Source organism: Paenibacillus alvei DSM 29, from assembly GCF_000293805.1.
In the GTDB taxonomy this organism is placed as follows: Bacteria; Bacillota; Bacilli; order Paenibacillales; family Paenibacillaceae; genus Paenibacillus_B; species Paenibacillus_B alvei.
Map to the genome: position 1 here is coordinate 493,984 of NZ_AMBZ01000003.1, position 17,497 is coordinate 511,480.

20 protein-coding genes and 2 pseudogenes are annotated in these 17,497 nt (G+C 46.7%); 19 read left to right on the top strand and 3 right to left on the bottom strand.

What is annotated here, in order from left to right; translation table 11 throughout:
* Positions 1-87 precede the first annotated feature (87 nt).
* Together efp and PAV_RS12590 are read left to right on the top strand one after the other, a co-directional pair.
* Positions 88-645, top strand: a complete 558-nt coding sequence (gene efp / locus PAV_RS12585; protein WP_005546685.1) for an elongation factor P — start codon at positions 88-90, stop codon at positions 643-645.
* A 152-nt stretch (positions 646-797) separates the two neighbouring features.
* A complete protein-coding gene (locus tag PAV_RS12590; protein WP_005546687.1) occupies positions 798-2,051 on the top strand; it encodes an aspartate kinase in 1,254 nt (417 codons plus the stop codon).
* Positions 2,052-2,081: 30 nt separating this feature from the next.
* On the opposite strand, the gene PAV_RS12595 is transcribed toward PAV_RS12590, so the two are convergent.
* The 3 genes and pseudogenes from PAV_RS12595 to comA all read right to left on the bottom strand — a co-directional run bounded on the left by PAV_RS12595 (position 2,082) and on the right by comA (position 4,269).
* Complete coding sequence (locus tag PAV_RS12595; RefSeq protein ID WP_005546689.1) at positions 2,082-2,543, bottom strand: DUF441 domain-containing protein; 462 nt, start codon at positions 2,541-2,543, stop codon at positions 2,082-2,084.
* Positions 2,544-2,677: 134 nt separating this feature from the next.
* A pseudogene (locus PAV_RS12600) lies at positions 2,678-3,405 on the bottom strand (2-phosphosulfolactate phosphatase).
* Between the two features lie 42 nt (positions 3,406-3,447).
* Positions 3,448-4,269, bottom strand: coding sequence for a phosphosulfolactate synthase (comA, locus tag PAV_RS12605; RefSeq protein WP_005546693.1), 822 nt, complete (start codon positions 4,267-4,269; stop codon positions 3,448-3,450).
* A gap of 235 nt (positions 4,270-4,504) precedes the next feature.
* Between comA and PAV_RS12610 the strand changes: the two genes are divergently transcribed.
* The 17 genes and pseudogenes from PAV_RS12610 (at position 4,505) to xseA (ending at position 17,492) form a co-directional block, all read left to right on the top strand.
* Positions 4,505-4,774 (top strand): YqhV family protein, encoded by a 270-nt coding sequence (locus PAV_RS12610; RefSeq protein ID WP_005546695.1) that lies wholly within the window; start codon positions 4,505-4,507, stop codon positions 4,772-4,774.
* 130 nt (positions 4,775-4,904) lie between these two features.
* Positions 4,905-5,912 (top strand): stage III sporulation protein AA, encoded by a 1,008-nt coding sequence (gene spoIIIAA / locus PAV_RS12615; protein ID WP_005546696.1) that lies wholly within the window; start codon positions 4,905-4,907, stop codon positions 5,910-5,912.
* Positions 5,896-6,429 carry a stage III sporulation protein SpoIIIAB gene (spoIIIAB, locus tag PAV_RS12620; RefSeq protein WP_040735828.1) on the top strand — a complete coding sequence of 178 codons (534 nt, stop codon included), beginning with the start codon at positions 5,896-5,898 and terminating at the stop codon, positions 6,427-6,429. The genes spoIIIAA and spoIIIAB overlap by 17 nt, the downstream gene beginning before the upstream one ends.
* A gap of 11 nt (positions 6,430-6,440) precedes the next feature.
* Positions 6,441-6,644, top strand: a complete 204-nt coding sequence (spoIIIAC, locus tag PAV_RS12625; protein ID WP_005546700.1) for a stage III sporulation protein AC — start codon at positions 6,441-6,443, stop codon at positions 6,642-6,644.
* A 32-nt stretch (positions 6,645-6,676) separates the two neighbouring features.
* Positions 6,677-7,066, top strand: coding sequence for a stage III sporulation protein AD (gene spoIIIAD / locus PAV_RS12630; RefSeq protein ID WP_005546701.1), 390 nt, complete (start codon positions 6,677-6,679; stop codon positions 7,064-7,066).
* A 12-nt stretch (positions 7,067-7,078) separates the two neighbouring features.
* Positions 7,079-8,350: a stage III sporulation protein AE gene (gene spoIIIAE / locus PAV_RS12635; RefSeq protein WP_005546702.1), complete on the top strand. Its 1,272-nt coding sequence runs from the start codon at positions 7,079-7,081 to the stop codon at positions 8,348-8,350.
* Positions 8,351-8,374: 24 nt separating this feature from the next.
* Positions 8,375-9,190 (top strand): stage III sporulation protein AF, encoded by an 816-nt coding sequence (gene spoIIIAF / locus PAV_RS12640; protein WP_005546703.1) that lies wholly within the window; start codon positions 8,375-8,377, stop codon positions 9,188-9,190.
* Positions 9,191-9,327: 137 nt separating this feature from the next.
* Positions 9,328-9,996 (top strand): stage III sporulation protein AG, encoded by a 669-nt coding sequence (gene spoIIIAG, locus PAV_RS12645; RefSeq protein WP_005546704.1) that lies wholly within the window; start codon positions 9,328-9,330, stop codon positions 9,994-9,996.
* 79 nt (positions 9,997-10,075) lie between these two features.
* On the top strand, positions 10,076-10,795 hold the full coding sequence (locus PAV_RS12650; RefSeq protein WP_081505740.1) for a SpoIIIAH-like family protein: 720 nt from the start codon (positions 10,076-10,078) through the stop codon (positions 10,793-10,795).
* 414 nt (positions 10,796-11,209) lie between these two features.
* Positions 11,210-11,707 carry an acetyl-CoA carboxylase biotin carboxyl carrier protein gene (gene accB, locus PAV_RS12655; protein ID WP_040735926.1) on the top strand — a complete coding sequence of 166 codons (498 nt, stop codon included), beginning with the start codon at positions 11,210-11,212 and terminating at the stop codon, positions 11,705-11,707.
* Between the two features lie 46 nt (positions 11,708-11,753).
* Positions 11,754-13,097 (top strand): acetyl-CoA carboxylase biotin carboxylase subunit, encoded by a 1,344-nt coding sequence (gene accC / locus PAV_RS12660; RefSeq protein WP_005546707.1) that lies wholly within the window; start codon positions 11,754-11,756, stop codon positions 13,095-13,097.
* Between the two features lie 105 nt (positions 13,098-13,202).
* A complete protein-coding gene (locus tag PAV_RS12665) occupies positions 13,203-13,613 on the top strand; it encodes an Asp23/Gls24 family envelope stress response protein (protein ID WP_005546708.1) in 411 nt (136 codons plus the stop codon).
* Positions 13,614-13,680: 67 nt separating this feature from the next.
* Complete coding sequence (gene amaP / locus PAV_RS12670; RefSeq protein WP_005546711.1) at positions 13,681-14,220, top strand: alkaline shock response membrane anchor protein AmaP; 540 nt, start codon at positions 13,681-13,683, stop codon at positions 14,218-14,220.
* A gap of 15 nt (positions 14,221-14,235) precedes the next feature.
* Positions 14,236-14,465, top strand: a pseudogene (locus PAV_RS33400) (DUF2273 domain-containing protein).
* Positions 14,466-14,694: 229 nt separating this feature from the next.
* A complete protein-coding gene (gene nusB, locus PAV_RS12675) occupies positions 14,695-15,171 on the top strand; it encodes a transcription antitermination factor NusB (protein ID WP_005546713.1) in 477 nt (158 codons plus the stop codon).
* A gap of 53 nt (positions 15,172-15,224) precedes the next feature.
* On the top strand, positions 15,225-16,094 hold the full coding sequence (gene folD / locus PAV_RS12680) for a bifunctional methylenetetrahydrofolate dehydrogenase/methenyltetrahydrofolate cyclohydrolase FolD (protein WP_005546715.1): 870 nt from the start codon (positions 15,225-15,227) through the stop codon (positions 16,092-16,094).
* Between the two features lie 42 nt (positions 16,095-16,136).
* The gene (gene xseA / locus PAV_RS12685; protein WP_005546717.1) at positions 16,137-17,492 is read left to right on the top strand and encodes an exodeoxyribonuclease VII large subunit; all 1,356 of its coding nucleotides are present in this window, start codon (positions 16,137-16,139) and stop codon (positions 17,490-17,492) included.
* The last annotated feature ends 5 nt before the right edge of the window (positions 17,493-17,497 follow it).

Consider the following 17,497-nt stretch of genomic DNA (forward strand, 5'->3'; position numbering starts at 1 on the left):
CGATATCTAACCGGTAGCGTAACTGAGCATCGAACGTATTTCATTACTGTTAATCGGGGTTGCCATGCATGTAGGAGGGAATTTAGAGTGATTTCAGTAAACGATTTTAAAACAGGTTTGACGGTAGAAGTGGATGGAGATATTTTTACGGTTCTGGATTTCCAACACGTTAAGCCAGGTAAAGGCGCTGCGTTCGTACGCTCCAAATTGAAAAACTTGCGCAACGGCAACGTTACAGAGAAAACGTTCCGTGCAGGTGAAACAATCGGCCGTGCGCAAATCGATAACCGTGAAGTACAATACTTGTACAACAGTGGCGACGAGTATACATTCATGGACAATGAATCTTATGATCAATTCTCTTTGGACAAGAATCAATTGGAATGGGAATTGAACTTCTTGAAAGACAACATGATCGTTAACATTGTAAGCTATCAAGGTGAAATCCTTGGTATCAATATGCCGAATAACGTTGAATTGAAAGTTGTTGAAACAGAGCCAGGCGTAAAAGGCAACACGGCTCAAGGTGCAACGAAAAACGCTACAGTGGAAACTGGCTTGAACGTTCAAGTTCCACTCTTCATTAACGAAGGCGATGTTCTACTTATCGATACACGCGAAGGTAAATACATCTCTCGTGCTTAATAGTTGAATATGCTATTTTAAATCAAGCTCTGAATGCTTTATGCATTCAGAGCTTTTTCAATTTAAAGTACCACAATGGAAAAAATGTGCTATAATATGCTACTAAAAGAAAGTGCAAGCATTTCTATTTCATAGGGTGGGAGTGAGTCAGTGTGGCAGTATACGTCATGAAATTCGGAGGCAGCTCGGTAGGGAATATTGATAGAATGAAGCGGGTTGCCAAACGAATCGTAGAAAAAAAAGAAGAAGGCCACCAGTGTGTTGTTGTTGTATCAGCAATGGGAGACACGACAGACGAATTAATCGATCAATCTAAACGCTTGAATGAGAATCCTCCTGCGCGTGAAATGGATATGCTGCTCACGACAGGCGAGCAAATATCAGTTGCACTGTTATCTATGGCCATTCATCAAATTGGGCATCAAGCAGTATCGATGACCGGGTGGCAAGCAGGCTTCCGTACAGACGGTACATTTGGCAAGGCGCGTATTGTCGACATTCAAGCGGAGCGAGTAAAACAGGCCTTGAATCAAGGTCAAATTGTAATCGTAGCTGGATTCCAAGGCATGTCTGAGGATGGAGAGATTACGACATTAGGCCGTGGAGGCTCTGATACAACTGCCGTCGCGCTGGCCGCTGCCATTCAGGCGGATGTGTGTGAAATCTATACGGATGTGGACGGCATTTATTCTACAGATCCGCGAATCGTAAGCTGTGCCCGCAAGCTGAAGGAAATATCCTATGACGAGATGCTGGAGCTGGCTCACCTCGGAGCAGCGGTGCTGCACCCGCGTGCAGTTGAATATGCGAAGCACAATTCAGTGTGTTTAGTTGTTCGATCCAGCTTTACCTACAATGGGGGAACGATCGTGAAGGAGGAAGCAACAATGGAACAGGGTGTAGTCGTTAGCGGCATCGCATATGATAAAAATGTAGCGCGTATTAGCATTTTGGGCGTTGCTGATTTGCCAGGAGTATTGGCTAATGTGTTCGGAGCGCTTGCCGATGAACAAATAGATGTTGACATTATTGTACAGAGTGGCGTATTGAACGGTGAAGCCGACTTCTCCTTTACGACAGCGCTTGCTGATTGCGAGCGGGCAGTTGCAGTCATTGAGAACATTCGCAGCGAGGTTCCGTACCGTCAGGTCACATCAGAACGGGATTTAGTAAAAATCTCGATTGTAGGTGCAGGTATGGTCAGCCACCCGGGTGTTGCAGCTAAAATGTTCAACATTATTTCCAAAACCGGAGTCAGCATTAAAATGGTGAGTACTTCTGAAATCAAAGTATCCTGTGTTGTGGCAGCGGACAACTTACATGAGATTATTCGTGCTCTTCATACAGGCTATGGCTTGGACTCCTTGGAAGAAGCATTCGTTGGTGGCCCGAAAGAGCGAAGATAACAAACTCTATAAACAAAGTTAAAAATCACATTAGAATTTATCAATAATCCATCTGCTAATGTATAGCAATAGAGCGGTTATACCGGCAGCCATTAATGGCCCTACCGGTATGCCGCGCAGTAGGACGATCCCGATGATTGAACCGGCTACAAGGCCGACAATCATTTGTGGATCGTTTTTTAGTAATTCCAAACCTTTGCCATTCATAGAGGTAGCAATGGCGCCGCCCGCAAGAGCCATCATGCCCGGCCAAGAGGATAGCGCGGACCATAGGTCATGGGTGGTGATCCGTTCTGCGGCAAAAGGGACGAGCACGGCAATCGTAAGAAATAACAGCCCGAATTCCAACCCCCTACGTTCAATAGTAGGGAGATAGCGCTCCAAGTGGACAAGCTTAACGATGAGCAGAATACAGGCAGCAGTTGTAATAATTGAAGATCGGCTGATGAGACCTATGAGGATGAGTGTTACGAGTACGAATTCACCATTCATGTATCATGCTCCTCTGGAGAGAGTTGTTCACACTATCGCGCATATGTACAGCGGTCATTTTCAATGTATGAACAAGCCCCTCTGCTTTAGAACATGGACTGGCTGTCATCAAGTTCAAGTTCTCAATTGTAAGGCTACTCGAAAAGGAACGGCTTCATTGTGTGATTTTCTGTGAGGATGGGAACGAGTGTATATGCATTGACGGATGAACAGAACTCGACATCTTTCGCAAAGCCAAGTTTACATAATCTTTTGCCGCCGGAACATTGGTGAAGCGCCTCTGGTATGCGATCTGCATAAAATTGATAGGAGCTGTAGACGGTATATCCAATATCGTTCACGGTTAGATCGCTCCAGCTGCCAATACAACGTTGAAGCTCAGTGATAATAAGACCTGCACATAGACCATCCTCGAAGGCAAATTCATCCTGCGCCCCAGAGCAGAGCAATGCGACATCTTTGCGCAGCTTACAGGCGGCATATGCGGTCGCTTGTGCATTAATGATAGCTCCGGCCAATATATAATCTGCCTTCAATGCTTTTTGGATGGCCCTCGTACCATTCGAGGTTGTCAGCACGACTCGTTTACCCTCGATGTCGTTCGTCATATATTCATAAGGGGAGTTCCCAGCAGCGAATCCTGTTATTTTTTGCAGAATCGTTCTCCGCCTAATACATCCTCGTCTTTCGCAATTTGTTTCGCTAGAGATACCGTATCAACGGGAACGACACCGCTGGCGCCATGCTGGAGTGCTGTCACGATTGTACTTGTTGCACGCAGTACGTCGATTACGATTACTGTCCGGTGCGTCAAGTCAATGACTCGAGCTTCGTTTACGCTAGGGATGACATCGATGTGCATGTTGGTTCCCCCCTCTTTTTTATTGTTCTCATTTATCAACCATTAGATCATGTAATGAGACTGAACCATGGCACTCATCGTGTCTGAACGGAGCCCTCTGCGCAGTGCTTCGAAGGCAAGAATATCATGTGGAGATACGTTGCCGATATTCGCATCTAGACCAATGGTTCGTAAGATTTCGACCTGTTGGTCCTTCTGTGGTGCTTCCCACATCAATCGATTAGGCGTGTGAACTGATGCAGCAATCTGTTGGACTAGTGTGGTGTCACAACTACCGACGCAATCAAATACGCCTACTCCCACACCGGATTCTCTTCCTTCTAGTGTCATCCATTCCGCTCCGTGTGCTAGATCTTCTGAAAATGTATTTACGATATCGTGAAGGACAAAGGGGGAGGAATTATCCTTTTTTCCATACTCTGTACAAACAAGAAGTCCTTCCTCGCAAGCGCGACGGATGAGTGCATTACGCTCCTTGCGTGACAAGGTGATTGTGCCGTCTGATACTTCAACGCCAGTAAAACCAGTCTCTCTCATCATATGAAAAAAAGCATCTACCATGCCTTGCGCGACAGCAATTTCTAAAAACGTACCTCCGGGAATAACAATCACATTATGCCGAGCTGCTGCTTCAAGCTTAGCGCTTAGAAGTAAAGGGGGAGTGACAGCGGAGGTTCCGAACCCCAGTTTAATCACATCAATATGTTCGTGGGCAAGCTCCAGCATATCTGTAAACTCGTTGATTCCCATTCCTTTATCCATGACCATCGTCATTCCCGTGGTACGTGGCTTCGCATTGCGCATTCTGCTTGGATCACATAATTGACTCGGCCAACAGCCAACTTGATTGTCAGTGAAGCTCATGGTTTACAATCTCCCTCATCTCATGAAGATAGTCAAACTATGAAGTCAATATATGCATAACTTGCCTGACAGGTGCCTAGCTGCTTGGAGATGAGTCTAGTTTCATGCGATTGACTGCTCTAAACAAGTCTTACCCTGCATACAATGTGACAACGTGATGTTTGGACAGGCAGCATTTATTTTGATATGCAAAACGAAAGTCGAACTAGCAATATATGAACAGGAGGTGATAACGGTGACGATTGATAAATTCGTCGCAAGTATGGCAGGGCTGCGCATTATGTCTGGATGTTTGGAAATCGCTGCAGCCCTAATCATGTTGAAATTCAATGATGCGGAGAAGGCGCTGACAGTGAATTCATTGCTTGCACTGGTAGGGCCGCTTGTGCTTATTACAACGACAACGATTGGGCTAATAGGCATAGCCGATAAGTTGAATTGGACGAAGATTGCATGGATCGTAGCTGGCGTTACTTGCTTATTGATTGGCATTTTGAAGAAATAGCAGTTGTGCATATGGTCAATCCTGTTCATGGTGCATATTTGCAGGACAAGGGTCATACATATGGGTTACACAAAGGTTGTACTCAATGCCCAATGAAATAACGATGATGAGCCAAGGAGGATGGGGGAAGATGAACGCACACAGTTGGTCTGAGGTGCTGCCTCCTGCGCTGCGATCGATCTTAATGCGTCTGCCTGAGCGTATGCTGGATGAACTGGAAGAAGTAAGAGTTCGAGAAGAGCGTCCGCTTGAAGTTAGCACAATGGGTGAATTTCATTTTGTGACTAAGGACGGAACAGTGACGGATAAGCCTGATACAGCTTATCGGCCTAATCGTGAAGACAGCCTTCAATTACTCGATTATGTAACGAATCATTCATTGTATACGATGGAGGAAGAACTGCGGCGAGGCTTCATTACAGTGGCCGGTGGACATCGAATTGGACTAGCAGGTCGGACAGTGCTGACGCAAGGCAGAGTGAGCCATCTTCGCGATATAACAGGCTTTAATTTGCGTATCGCCCGTGAGGTAGCTGGCATTGCAGATGAAATTATTCCGCAACTGCTCGATTTCGCTCATCGGACAATCTATAGCACACTCGTTGTGTCGCCCCCACAACATGGCAAGACTACCATGCTTCGCGACATGGCGCGTGCCGTTTCCTCTGGTTGTTGGAATCACCCGCAGGCGGTCTGGAAGGCGCTTAAAGTAGGAATTGTAGATGAGCGTTCTGAAATTGCAGGCTGTATGAAAGGGGTACCAAGCTATAATCTTGGCTATCGTACCGATGTCATTGATGGCTGCCCCAAGGCAGAAGGATTGATGATGTTTATCCGTTCTATGTCTCCTGACGTGCTCGTTGTGGATGAGTTCGGCAGAGAAGAAGATTATGATGCGATGCAGGAGGCTATACATGCAGGTGTAAGGATGATTGCCTCTGTTCATGGCTCAGATGTAGAGGATATACTTCGCCGACCAGGCTTGGCTTCTTTGCTGGATGAAGGTGGATTCTCACGAATTGTAGTGCTGCGGCGGACGTCAAGGCAATGGCAGCGCAAAGTGTATGACGGCAAGTTGAGAGCGCTGCAGCCGGGTCTTGTGTCGAAAATACGGGGAGGAGGTGGCTGTCACGTATAAGTTGCTTGGAGCAGCGATTCTCATATCCGCTGCCGCTGGAATCGGATGGGTCCAAGCGGCTGCATATGCGGCAAGACCGAAGCAGCTGCGGCTTTTGCATCATGCGCTTGCAAGGTTGGAGACAGCCATCGTGTACGGACAAACCCCGCTCTCTACGGCATTTTATGATATTGCGCAACAAATGCCTGCCGCTTTACGTGATATATTCATCAGCGCATCGAAGGCGATGGGACATTCGGCTGCATTTCCATTAACGGCGAGAGAAGCTTGGCAGCAGGCGTGGGATCACTATGGCAGCAATACTGCGCTTTCCAAGGAGGATTTGCGAATCGTTAAGGAGCTTGGGTATTCGCTTGGAATAAGTGACCGAGAGGATCAAAGTAAGCATATCAAGCTTGCCATCAAGCAGCTTGAGCAGGAGGAATGGAGCGCACGGGAGGATCATAGCCGATATGGCAAAATGACCCGCAGTCTTGGTGTGCTAGCTGGTTTGCTCGTCGTAATCTTGATGTATTGAGGTGCCAGAAGATGAATGTAGATGTCAGCGCCATTTTTCAAATTGCCGGAATCGGAATTATCATCGCGATGATTCACACCGTGCTGAAGCAAATGGGAAAGGAAGATATGGCTCATTGGGTGACGGTCATCGGCTTTGTTGTGGTCTTGTTCATGGTCGTTCGCTTGCTGGATCACCTATTCCAAGAAATCAAAACAATCTTCTTATTTCAATAAAACTTTGGTAGGAACATAGGTCAGGTGATTTCATGGAAATCATTCAAGTCGTAGGACTCGGGCTATTGGCGACGATTCTTGTTTTAGTTGTCAAGGAGCAAAAACCGATGTTTGCATTTATCATCTCAACCTTTGCTGGAATTGCCGTCTTTCTGTTCCTTATCGGAAAGATTGAGGTTGTCATTCAAGTGCTGGAGGACTTGGCTGAACGGTCAGGCATACAGCCCATTTACTTGAAGACGATATTAAAAATGATTGGTATCGCCTACATCGCGGAGTTCGGTGCCCAAATTGTTCGGGATGCAGGACAAGATGGCATGGCGTCCAAGATTGAGCTCGCGGGGAAGGTACTTATCATGGTGCTGGCCATTCCGATTATTAGTGTCATTATCGAAACCGTGATGAAGCTGCTTCCTGCGTAAGGTGGAGTGCGAATGAACCGAATTCAATGCCAAGAACGACAGTGGATATTCCTTATTAGGAAGCGATCGTGGATGTTATTGCTGCTTTGCGTGTTGTTCGCCAGTATGGGCACGGCATTCGCTGATCCGACGTCAGAAGTCAAGCCGGTACCGCAACAGATTCAAGAAGAAGGACGCCCGAAACCTGACGCGACAGCAGTATGGGTTGAGGAGCAGACGAAGCGATTGCAGACGGGAGAGGTTGAGCGTTACTGGAACGATCTTTTGGTGAAGTATGGGGGTTACTTCCCTAGAGATTCAATGCCAGATTTCGTTGATTTGCTGCTTCCTGGTGGGGAAAAGTTGACGGTCAGCAATGTATTCAAGGCAATCGGAAAATTTATGCTGCAAGAAGTATTTATGAATGGCAAGTTGATTGTCACGATTGTCATACTCGTTGTATTCAGTATGGTGCTGGAAACGTTGCAAACCGCCTTTGAGCGCAATACCGTAAGCAAAATTGCCTACACGATTTCATATATGGTAATTATTATTCTTGCGATTAACAGCTTCCAAATCGCAATCGGATATGCCAAGGAAGCCATAACGAGCATGATTAACTTTATGATGGCGATGATTCCCCTGCTGCTGACCTTACTTGCTTCGATGGGAAGTATGGTGACAGTTACCGTTATGCATCCGCTCATTATTTTTATGGTGCATATGGTTGGAACGTTAATCTATGTTGGTGTATTTCCTCTCCTTTTCTTTTCGGCACTGCTGCATATCGTTAGCTCGATCTCTGACAAATACAAGGTAACACAGCTTGCTAATTTGATGCGCAGCATTAGTGTGGGTTTGCTCGGTGTGCTGCTGACGATATTTCTGGGCGTTATATCTGTTCAGGGAGCTACAAGCTCGGTTACTGATGGGGTATCGATTCGAACGGCTAAGTATATTACTGGTAATTTCGTTCCGGTCATTGGCCGCGCATTTTCGGATGCGACGGATACGGTGGTTTCAGCATCCCTGCTTGTAAAAAATGCGGTAGGGTTGTCAGGGGTCATTATATTGCTATTCTTATGTGCATTTCCAGCCATCAAAATATTAACGCTTGCGCTAATCTATAACGCATCGGCTGCGATTATGCAGCCGTTGGGAGATTCTCCGGTGTTGGGATGTCTGAAAACGATTGGCAAGAGCATGATCTATGTATTTGCAGCTCTCGCTGCTGTCGGGCTAATGTTCTTTCTGGCCATTACGATTCTGATTACGGCAGGCAATGTGACGGTGATGATGCGCTAGCATTGAGGAAACGGAGTGAACGCGATGAGCTGGTTAAGTCAATGGATGAAAGAAATCATCATGATCATCATGCTTGCTACGTTCATTGATCTGCTGCTGCCCAATCGCTCGATGCAGCGCTATGTCAAGCTAATGCTCAGTTTAATTATACTGCTAACCTTATTGTCACCGGTACTGAAGCTGTTCGATGCGAAGCTAGCAGACCAATTGGCGAGTGAATGGAGCTCTTCGCTGTCTTCATCGTTGATTGCGGAGAGGGATCAGACAGCAAGCATCACGGAGATTCGCAGGAAGGGAGAACAGCTTGCTCGAGAACAGGAAGCGAGTGCACTCCGTCTAGCAGAATCGGAAATTGGAAATCAGATGAAGGAACAGCTTGCGCTCGCGTTCCGTCAAAGCGCTCAAAATAAGGATGGAATTGAGAATCGCACAGGAGAGGGACAGGTACAAGTGGAACAATTGCAGGTTAAGCTTGCACGCAATGCGAAGGGAGAACCGATCATTGAACGAATCGAATTGGCTCTTTCTGCTGGACAGGCTCCATCGTTTGTTGCTGAATCACCCGCATTTGCGAACTCAGATAGCGGAGTGGAGTCTGTAAAGCCTATTCAGCGCATTCAAATTAATGCTGGATCGAGTATGCAGGAGAAACAGGATAGGGGACAGCCGCAGCAATCGAAGTCAATACCTGCTTCTGGCTATGCAGAGCAACTGGAGAAAGAGACCGAACAATATCGCAGCAGGATGGCTAATCAAGCAGTACGATCGTTAATGAGCTCTTGGATTGTGAATGCAGAAAAAATTAAGGTGGAATGGACGCATAAGGATTCGAAGCTATGAGGCAGAAACATTGAAATGTTTAGCTTGAACAGATTAGACCCAAAACTTTTTGAAAAATTAGCATATATTCCAAGCTCTCGCATATAGGTGAAATAGGACAAGTAAGACAAGTCCATTCGATTGCAAAGGAGTCGATCATGTTGGCGAAATGGTTGCAGCAGATTGAATCGTGGATCGGAAAAGGCAGCAACGGCTCAAAGCGCATACGTTCGTTCCGCTGGCTGCTCCTGCTCGGTCTTGTCGGCGCAGCACTGCTACTTTTCGGCTCATTCCAACCGCAAGGAAGCGGCGGAGGATGGTTTGGGAGCAAGGGCAGCGCGGACAGAGAGCCGCCTACAGTCGGGGCCTTTGATTCGATGGACACCAAGAATTCATCTGATAAGGCTTCATCGAGTGTATTCGAGTCCATTGAGCAGTCATTTGAAGCACGCGTCAAAAGCATTTTGGAAGAAATCGTCGGCGTCGGACAAGTTGATGTACTTGTCACTATCGATTCCACAGAGGAACTGATTGTTCAGCGCAACTTTAAAGACAATCAGCAGCAGACGGAAGAGACAGACGCGAACGGCGGAAAGCGGCACACCACCCAATATACGCGCGATGGACAGATCGTAACGCTGGAAGCCTCGGGCAATCAAGCTCCAATCGTGACGAAGCGCATTAAACCGAAGGTGCGCGGGGTTATTGTCGTTGCGAAGGGGGCGGAGAATGCGACGGTGAAGAAGATGGTTGTTGATGCTGTTGAAAAAGGCTTGAACGTACCAGCATACCGAATTTCAGTCGTACCGCGCAAGATTGCTCAATAAGAATGGATTTGGATGATGAGAATGAATATTAGGAGGGTAATGAAATGAATACAAAAGACAGACGATATGGTTGGTATCTATGCTGAGTTTGATGGTTGTATTGTCCGCTTACTATTTATTCACAGAAGACACATCGGCTCCGGCCAAACAAACGGTTGACAATGTACGTACAGAGCAAACGCTGAAGGGAGATGCGACAGAAGTTGGTCAGCTGCCCGAAATTAAAGTGACTGAGGTATCTACAGGACATGGTGCTGATCCGAGTGCTACGGATAAGGATGGTGCCGCTTCAACTCAGGACAACGGCAGCCAAAATAACGCAACTGGCACTCCTGCAACCAATGGCAGTGGCACTGAAGCCGACGGTAAAAATACTGGAACAGATACTAGTGCGGCTGCCAAGGAAGACAAAGAAAAGGAAATGCTGGATAAAATTGAAGCAGAGGGCGTTATGAAGCGAAGCACTATTGAGGAGCTGCAAATGCAGCGAGCTGAGAAGTATCAGCAAGAGATGGAGAAGCTAATGGGTGACCTTAACTCAACAAGCAGTGAGAAGACAGCTGCCGTTCATGATGAAATGGGCAAGCTGGAAGATCATGAAACAAAATTAGCGGCCCTGGAAACCGAGCTGCAAAAGCAATATCACAGCGCAGTTATTACACAGGATAACGATAAATATCAGGTGCTCGTACAAAGCAACAAACTGGAGGCTAAGGATGCTGTTGAGATTGTAGACAAAGTCATGAAGGATTTGAATGTGACGCAAGATAAAATTGTCGTAGAATATGTCAGTGAATAGCGAATAACCTCGAATCAAGCCCAGTTGCAAACTGGGCTCTTTCCATTTGGAACGATTATGTTATAATACTAACGTCTGTAGATTGTCCTTTTATACGTTGTCCATAAAGATGGCTTTCATTTGGAAAAGCAACGAAAGGTCTCTCAGCATGGAATCTTGCATTCATTCTCAAGGATTGCCGCATAAAATTAGCATCATTAGCGCAACATCATGCGTTCTTCGATGTAAGCAGCCATAGTGCTTCATGTTGTTAAGCTGATCTACAGATTGGCCACAGTCTGTATAGGCAGCATGCGCTGAGTGTCCTTGCAGCCATTTGGTGCGGATTACTGCTCTCTTTTTGGACATGTAATTGCAGTGTGATATCTACCTTGCTATAAGAGACTTATCAATTGTCACGAGGAGTGAAATATGTTGTTCAAGATTGGCGAAATCAAAGAACTGATCAAGCTGTTGGACCAAACTTCCGTGCAGGAATTGGAAATCGAGAACGAAGGTTATCGTCTTTCCATTCGCAAGCCCGGCAAGACTGAAGTTATTAGTGTTCAACCAGCACCTGCACAGCCTACATATACCCCGGCTCCAACTGTACCTGCTCAGCCAGCTGCAGTTGAGACTGTTTCTGCGAACCCTGCAGCAAATGTTGTTGCCGACACGAAGGAGCAAGCAGGATTGCATAAGATTGTGTCTCCGATGGTAGGTACTTTCTATCGTGCGTCCTCTCCAGATTCCCCTCCTTTTGTGAACACAGGCGACAAGGTTAATGAGAAATCAGTCGTATGTATTTTGGAAGCGATGAAGCTAATGAATGAGCTGCTCGCAGAAGTCAAAGGTGAAATTGTTGAAATTCTTGTAGAGAATGGCCAGTTGGTTGAATTCGGTCAACCTTTATTCTTGGTGAAGCTGGATTAGTGGATATGTTATCCCAAACAGATGTCAAGCCAAGGAGGTCTAAACATTGAAATTTCAGAAGATTCTAATTGCTAACCGTGGTGAAATCGCTGTTCGCATCATTCGAGCTTGCCGTGAACTTGGAATTGCCACTGTTGCTGTTTACTCGGAAGCTGATCGAGATTCCCTTCATGTACGTCTCGCGGATGAAGCATACTGTATTGGTCCGACATCTTCCAAGGAAAGTTACTTGAACTTTACGAATATAATGAGCGTTGCTACTTTGACGGAATGCGATGCCATACATCCAGGCTATGGATTTTTGGCAGAGAATGCTGACTTCGCTGATATTTGCGAGTCATGCGGCATTACCTTCATCGGGCCATCTTCAGACGCGATTGAGCGTATGGGGGATAAGGCTGTCGCGAAGCAAACGATGAAGGATGCGGGGGTTCCTGTTATCCCGGGTTCCGACGGACTGGTCGAAGATGTAGAAGAAGCCCTTATGATTGCACGTGATATCGGATATCCGGTCATCATCAAAGCAACCGCTGGAGGCGGCGGCAAGGGCATTCGGATTGCTGAAGATGAGGATATGCTCGTAAAGCAAATTACGACAGCACAGCAAGAAGCTGAAAAAGCCTTCGGCAACGCTGGTGTTTATTTGGAAAAGTTTTTGACAGGCATGAAGCATGTTGAAATTCAAATTATCGCAGATAAGCATGGTAATGCTGTATATCTAGGCGAACGTGATTGCTCTGTGCAGCGCAGACGTCAGAAGCTGGTTGAGGAAGCTCCTTGTCCAGTATTGACACCTGCAATTCGAGAGCAAATGGGCGAGGCTGCTGTTCGCGCTGCATTGGCTGTTAATTACTCGGGTGCCGGGACTTTGGAATTTTTGTTTGGGCCGGACGGCAACTTCTACTTCATGGAGATGAATACACGTATTCAGGTTGAACATCCTGTTACAGAAATGATTACAGGAATCGATCTCATCCAAGAGATGATACGGGTAGCAGAAGGTAATCCATTATCGTTCCGACAAGAAGAGGTTCAGTTTAACGGATGGTCCATTGAATGTCGTGTGAACGCAGAAGACCCAGATCGCAACTTTATGCCTTCCGCAGGGCAAATTCAGTTTTATTTGCCGCCAGGAGGTGCGGGTGTGCGAGTAGACAGCGCAGCGTATCCAGGCTGTGTGATCTCTCCGCACTATGACTCGATGATTGCAAAGTTGATTGTGTGGGCTCCGACTCGCGAACAAGCAATTGATCGCATGAAGCGTGCGCTTGCAGAGTTCGCCATCGAAGGCATTCATACGACAATCCCGTTCCATCAACGGCTGCTGCGGCATCCGAAGTTCGAACAAGGGGATTTTGACATTAAGTTCCTGGAAGAGCATGAGGTCTAGAATATCATCAAGAGTAATTTGTCATAAAAATAGACAAATGCTATAGTTATGATTATGACGGACAAGAACTGCCTCTTTTCAAAAATGATGAGGAGTGTGTAACGGATGAATCAGACGATTATTCCGGAATTTGATCGTACGGATCTTGGCAATATTCAGATTGCTCCTGACGTGATTGCAGTGATCGCAGGCCTTGCTACAATTGAGGTAGAGGGTGTAGCAGGAATGAGCGGTGGTTTTGCAGGCGGTATTGCCGAATTGCTTGGCCGTAAAAACTTGTCCAAAGGCGTTAAAGTGGAAGTTGGACAACGTGAAGCTGCAGTAGATGTGAACATTATCGTAGAATATGGTCGCCGCATTCCTACAATTGCTGATGAGATTCAGCAAAACGTGAAGCGTTCTATTGAAATGATGACAGGCCTTCACGTCGTTGAAGTGAACGTACATGTACATGACGTGCATTTTAAATCTCAAGAGAAAACGGAAGAGACGGAAGTATCTGTGCGAGTGAAATAATGATGGTGATAAACCCCCTCCTGGTGGCAGGGGGTTTACTGCCATTCCATGAGGAGGATCGTAAAGCGTGAGCAGAATTGTAGACAGGCTGTTGTTGTTTGTGTATAGTTTGGTCATTGGTTCATTATCGGTAGCGGCCATATTGGCTGCATTAGGCTTCATTTCCGAGCCGCTTGATCCAACTCAGCCGTTGTGGCTGCAAACAACTGTAATTTCGGCTGCGGCCGTTATTTTATTGCTTAGCGTCCGCTTCTTTTACGTTTCCATCCGTCGTGAACGGAAGTCATTGCCTTCCATTGATCAGCGTACCGAAATTGGTGATATTAAAATATCGATGGAAACGATCGAGAACGTGTCGTTGAAGGCAGCGTCCCGCGTTCGTGGTGTTAAAGATTTGAAAGCACGCATTCGCACCAACGAATCAGGGCTTGATATTACGATCCGTACAGTTGTGGACGGGGAGACGGCGATACCGAGCATGACAGAAGAGGTTCAACGCCAGGTTCGCGATTATGTGCAAGAGATTACCGGAATACCGGTTTCTTATGTTTCGGTATACGTTGCTAATATTGTGCAGACGCAGACCTTTAAAGCGCGTGTTGAATAGGTGGTGAGCTGTCCAATGTGGAAAGAAATATGGGAGAGTCACGGCGGACGTCTTCTTGGCGTCGCGGCGGGCATTTTTTTGGTATCCTTTATCTAATCGTTGGTTTTTGGGACATGCTGTTCTTTGCGTTACTTGTATTCATTGGATATGCGGTAGGCAGACAGCGGGATATGAATCTTGGACCATTATTCCCAATACAGCGAATTGGAATGTGGATGTCTGAACGTTGGAGAAGGTTGAAGTAGTCCTATGGACGCTCCGCACGACTGCTTGACCGCCGGTTCATGCCGACGGAAGACAATCGGGGAGCTTCATAGGATTTTTTTCACAAATAAATCGTAAGTAGATGCATCAAAGTGCTTATAATCGTAACAATAGTGGCAATCGCCTTGATGAATGTAGGGTGCATGCGCTATGGAAATGCAGGGATACGAGTTCGACATGTTGGATGCTTTACATGCAGGAGGATAAATCATGAAGAGACGCATTGCCAGAGAAATGGCTATTCAAAGTTTGTATCAGCTTGAGATGACAGAGGTAACCCCTCAACAGGCTGTTGCTATGATTGTGCAGGAATCTGCACATGACAACGAAATTGGTGTAAAGCAAGAACATGCAGAAGCTATGCATACCCATGTATTGGAATGGGTGCGGGCAACATGGGAACATCGTGTAGAAATTGACCAGCTTCTGGCGCGTTATTTGAAAGGCTGGCACGTTGAGCGTTTATCCCGAGTAGACAGACAGATTTTACGTCTTGCTACTTATGAAATGAAATACCGTGATGATGTTCCTCCTAAAGTAGCCATCAATGAAGCCATCAATTTGGCTAAGCATTTTGGTACGGACGAGTCCGGGAAATTCGTTAATGGTGTTCTAGGCCAGATGATGCGTGAAATGGATAAAGCTTCTGCTGTAGAAGCTGATAAAGAAATAAATCCAGAAGAATAGATGCAAGCTCAGCTAGGATGACAATGTCGAGTATTCGAATGGAGGCGCATAGCATGATAACAGCAACTTTATTGGATGGTAAGGCATTATCCCGTACGATTCGTGAGGAGATTACAGCGGAGACGGAACGATTGAAGGAGAAGGGGATTCAGCCGGGGCTGGCTGTTGTTCTTGTAGGTGAGGACGCTGCTTCCCAAGTGTACGTAAACAGTAAGCATAAGACATGCTTGGAGCTTGGCTTTAACTCTGAGGTTCATCGTCTTCCTGCAGATACTTCACAAGAAGAACTGCTTGCTCTCGTTCATCGCTTGAATGATGAGCCATCCATTCACGGAATTTTAGTGCAGCTTCCGCTGCCTAAGCACATTGATGAGAAGGCTGTCATCGATGCGATAGCTGTCGAGAAAGATGTGGATGGCTTCCATCCGGTTAGTGTTGGCAACATGGTCATCGGTGACGATTCATTGCTGCCTTGTACGCCTGCCGGTATCATGGAATTGCTCAAGCGCAACCAAATCGATGTTGCAGGCAAGCATGCTGTTGTCATTGGCCGAAGCAACATTGTCGGCAAGCCGATTTCGATCTTGCTCCAGCGTGAGAATGCGACTGTCACAATGTGCCATTCTCGAACAGTCAATATGAAAGAGATTACGAAGCAGGCGGATATTCTTGTTGTAGCTATTGGCAAAGCGAACTTTGTGGATCGTTCTTATATTAAGCCAGGTGCTGTTATTATTGATGTTGGGATGAACCGTCTGGAGAACGGCAAGCTGGCGGGAGATGTCGATTTTGAGGACGTGAAGGAGTTATGCGGCCCGATTACACCAGTGCCAGGCGGTGTGGGACCAATGACGATTACAATGCTCATGTTCAATACGCTGAAGGCAGCTAAACGAATACATCACATTGCGCACAACGAATAGTTGTGCGCTGTCTGTCATTATGAACGAAAGGAGGCAGACAATGTGTCCGAAGAAGCACGAATATTAACCATTAAGGATGTCAACCGCTACATTCGCATGAAGATGGAAGGGGATGCGAGGCTTCAGGATGTATGGCTTCGCGGAGAAATATCGAACTTCACACATCATTCGAGCGGTCATATGTATTTTACATTGAAGGATTCTGATAGTCGTATTCGCACGATCATGTTCGCATCTCATAATCAGAAGCTGGCATTTCGTCCGAAGGAAGGGACTAAGGTCATTGCCCGCGGCAATATTACGGTATATGAACGGGATGGACAATACCAATTCTATGCGCAGCATATGCAGCCGGACGGGATTGGCAGCTTGTTCATGGCGTTCGAGCAATTGAAGGAACGGCTCAGCACAGAAGGATTATTCGCAGAAGAACGAAAGCGCAGTATTCCACGTTATCCGGCAGCGATTGGTGTGATCACTTCACCGACCGGAGCTGCCGTCCGCGATATTCTCATTACGCTGCGCCGACGCCAGCCAGGTGTAACGGTACTCTTATATCCTGTTCTGGTACAGGGAACACAGGCCGCTGGCACGATTGCGCAGGCAATTGAAGCTATGAACCGCAGTGGCGAAGTAGACGTGCTTATTGTTGGCCGTGGCGGTGGATCACTAGAAGAACTGTGGGCATTTAACGAAGAGGTGGTTGCGCGTGCAATCGCAGCATCATCGATCCCTGTCATTTCTGCGGTAGGACATGAAACGGATTTTACGATTTCAGACTTTGTTGCTGACCTTCGCGCCCCAACGCCTACGGCAGCAGCAGAATTAGCGGTAACGCATCGGGATGAACTTCGTCAACATCTTACACATGTCAATCGCAGGCTGCAATCGGCAATGAATCGCATCTTGAATCAGAATCAAGAGCGTTTGCTGCGGACCCAGCAATCCGTGGTGTTCCGCAAGCCTGAACAGCTCATAATGAAGCATGCGGATAAGGTCGAACGCTTACGCGAGCAGTTGGCGTATCGGCTACGGCTTGTGCAGGCTCAATCGGAGCAGAGATGGAAGGAGCTGCGAGGACGCCTGCGTGAACAGACGCCTGTCCATCAGGTGCGTGCAGCACGGAAGCGGCTGGATGGCAACCACCGTCAGCTTGTTCAAGCAATGACATCTATAACGAAGCAGAAACGCATGGAGACAGATGCAATGTTCAGGCAATTGGATGCACTAAGTCCTCTTAAAATTATGTCACGAGGATATAGTTTGGTATATGATGAACAAGAAACGAAGCTGATTCGCTCGATAGAAGAAGTGCAGCTTGGTGATGTTGTGCGAGTGACACTATCGGATGGTCAATTAGATTGCCAAGTATGGTCGATGAAAGGAGAGCGTGAATAACTCTC

Bases quoted from the DNA above. Each gene is read 5' to 3' on its own strand.
- PAV_RS12595 (WP_005546689.1), bottom strand. From the start codon at position 2,543: ATGAATGGTGAATTCGTACTCGTAACACTCATCCTCATAGGTCTCATC.
- comA (WP_005546693.1), bottom strand. From the start codon at position 4,269: ATGAGCTTCACTGACAATCAAGTTGGCTGTTGGCCGAGTCAATTATGT.
- spoIIIAA (WP_005546696.1), top strand. From the start codon at position 4,905: ATGAACGCACACAGTTGGTCTGAGGTGCTGCCTCCTGCGCTGCGATCG.
- spoIIIAC (WP_005546700.1), top strand. From the start codon at position 6,441: ATGAATGTAGATGTCAGCGCCATTTTTCAAATTGCCGGAATCGGAATT.
- spoIIIAD (WP_005546701.1), top strand. From the start codon at position 6,677: ATGGAAATCATTCAAGTCGTAGGACTCGGGCTATTGGCGACGATTCTT.
- spoIIIAE (WP_005546702.1), top strand. From the start codon at position 7,079: ATGAACCGAATTCAATGCCAAGAACGACAGTGGATATTCCTTATTAGG.
- spoIIIAF (WP_005546703.1), top strand. From the start codon at position 8,375: ATGAGCTGGTTAAGTCAATGGATGAAAGAAATCATCATGATCATCATG.
- spoIIIAG (WP_005546704.1), top strand. From the start codon at position 9,328: ATGTTGGCGAAATGGTTGCAGCAGATTGAATCGTGGATCGGAAAAGGC.
- PAV_RS12650 (WP_081505740.1), top strand. From the start codon at position 10,076: ATGCTGAGTTTGATGGTTGTATTGTCCGCTTACTATTTATTCACAGAA.
- PAV_RS12665 (WP_005546708.1), top strand. From the start codon at position 13,203: ATGAATCAGACGATTATTCCGGAATTTGATCGTACGGATCTTGGCAAT.
- nusB (WP_005546713.1), top strand. From the start codon at position 14,695: ATGAAGAGACGCATTGCCAGAGAAATGGCTATTCAAAGTTTGTATCAG.
- folD (WP_005546715.1), top strand. From the start codon at position 15,225: ATGATAACAGCAACTTTATTGGATGGTAAGGCATTATCCCGTACGATT.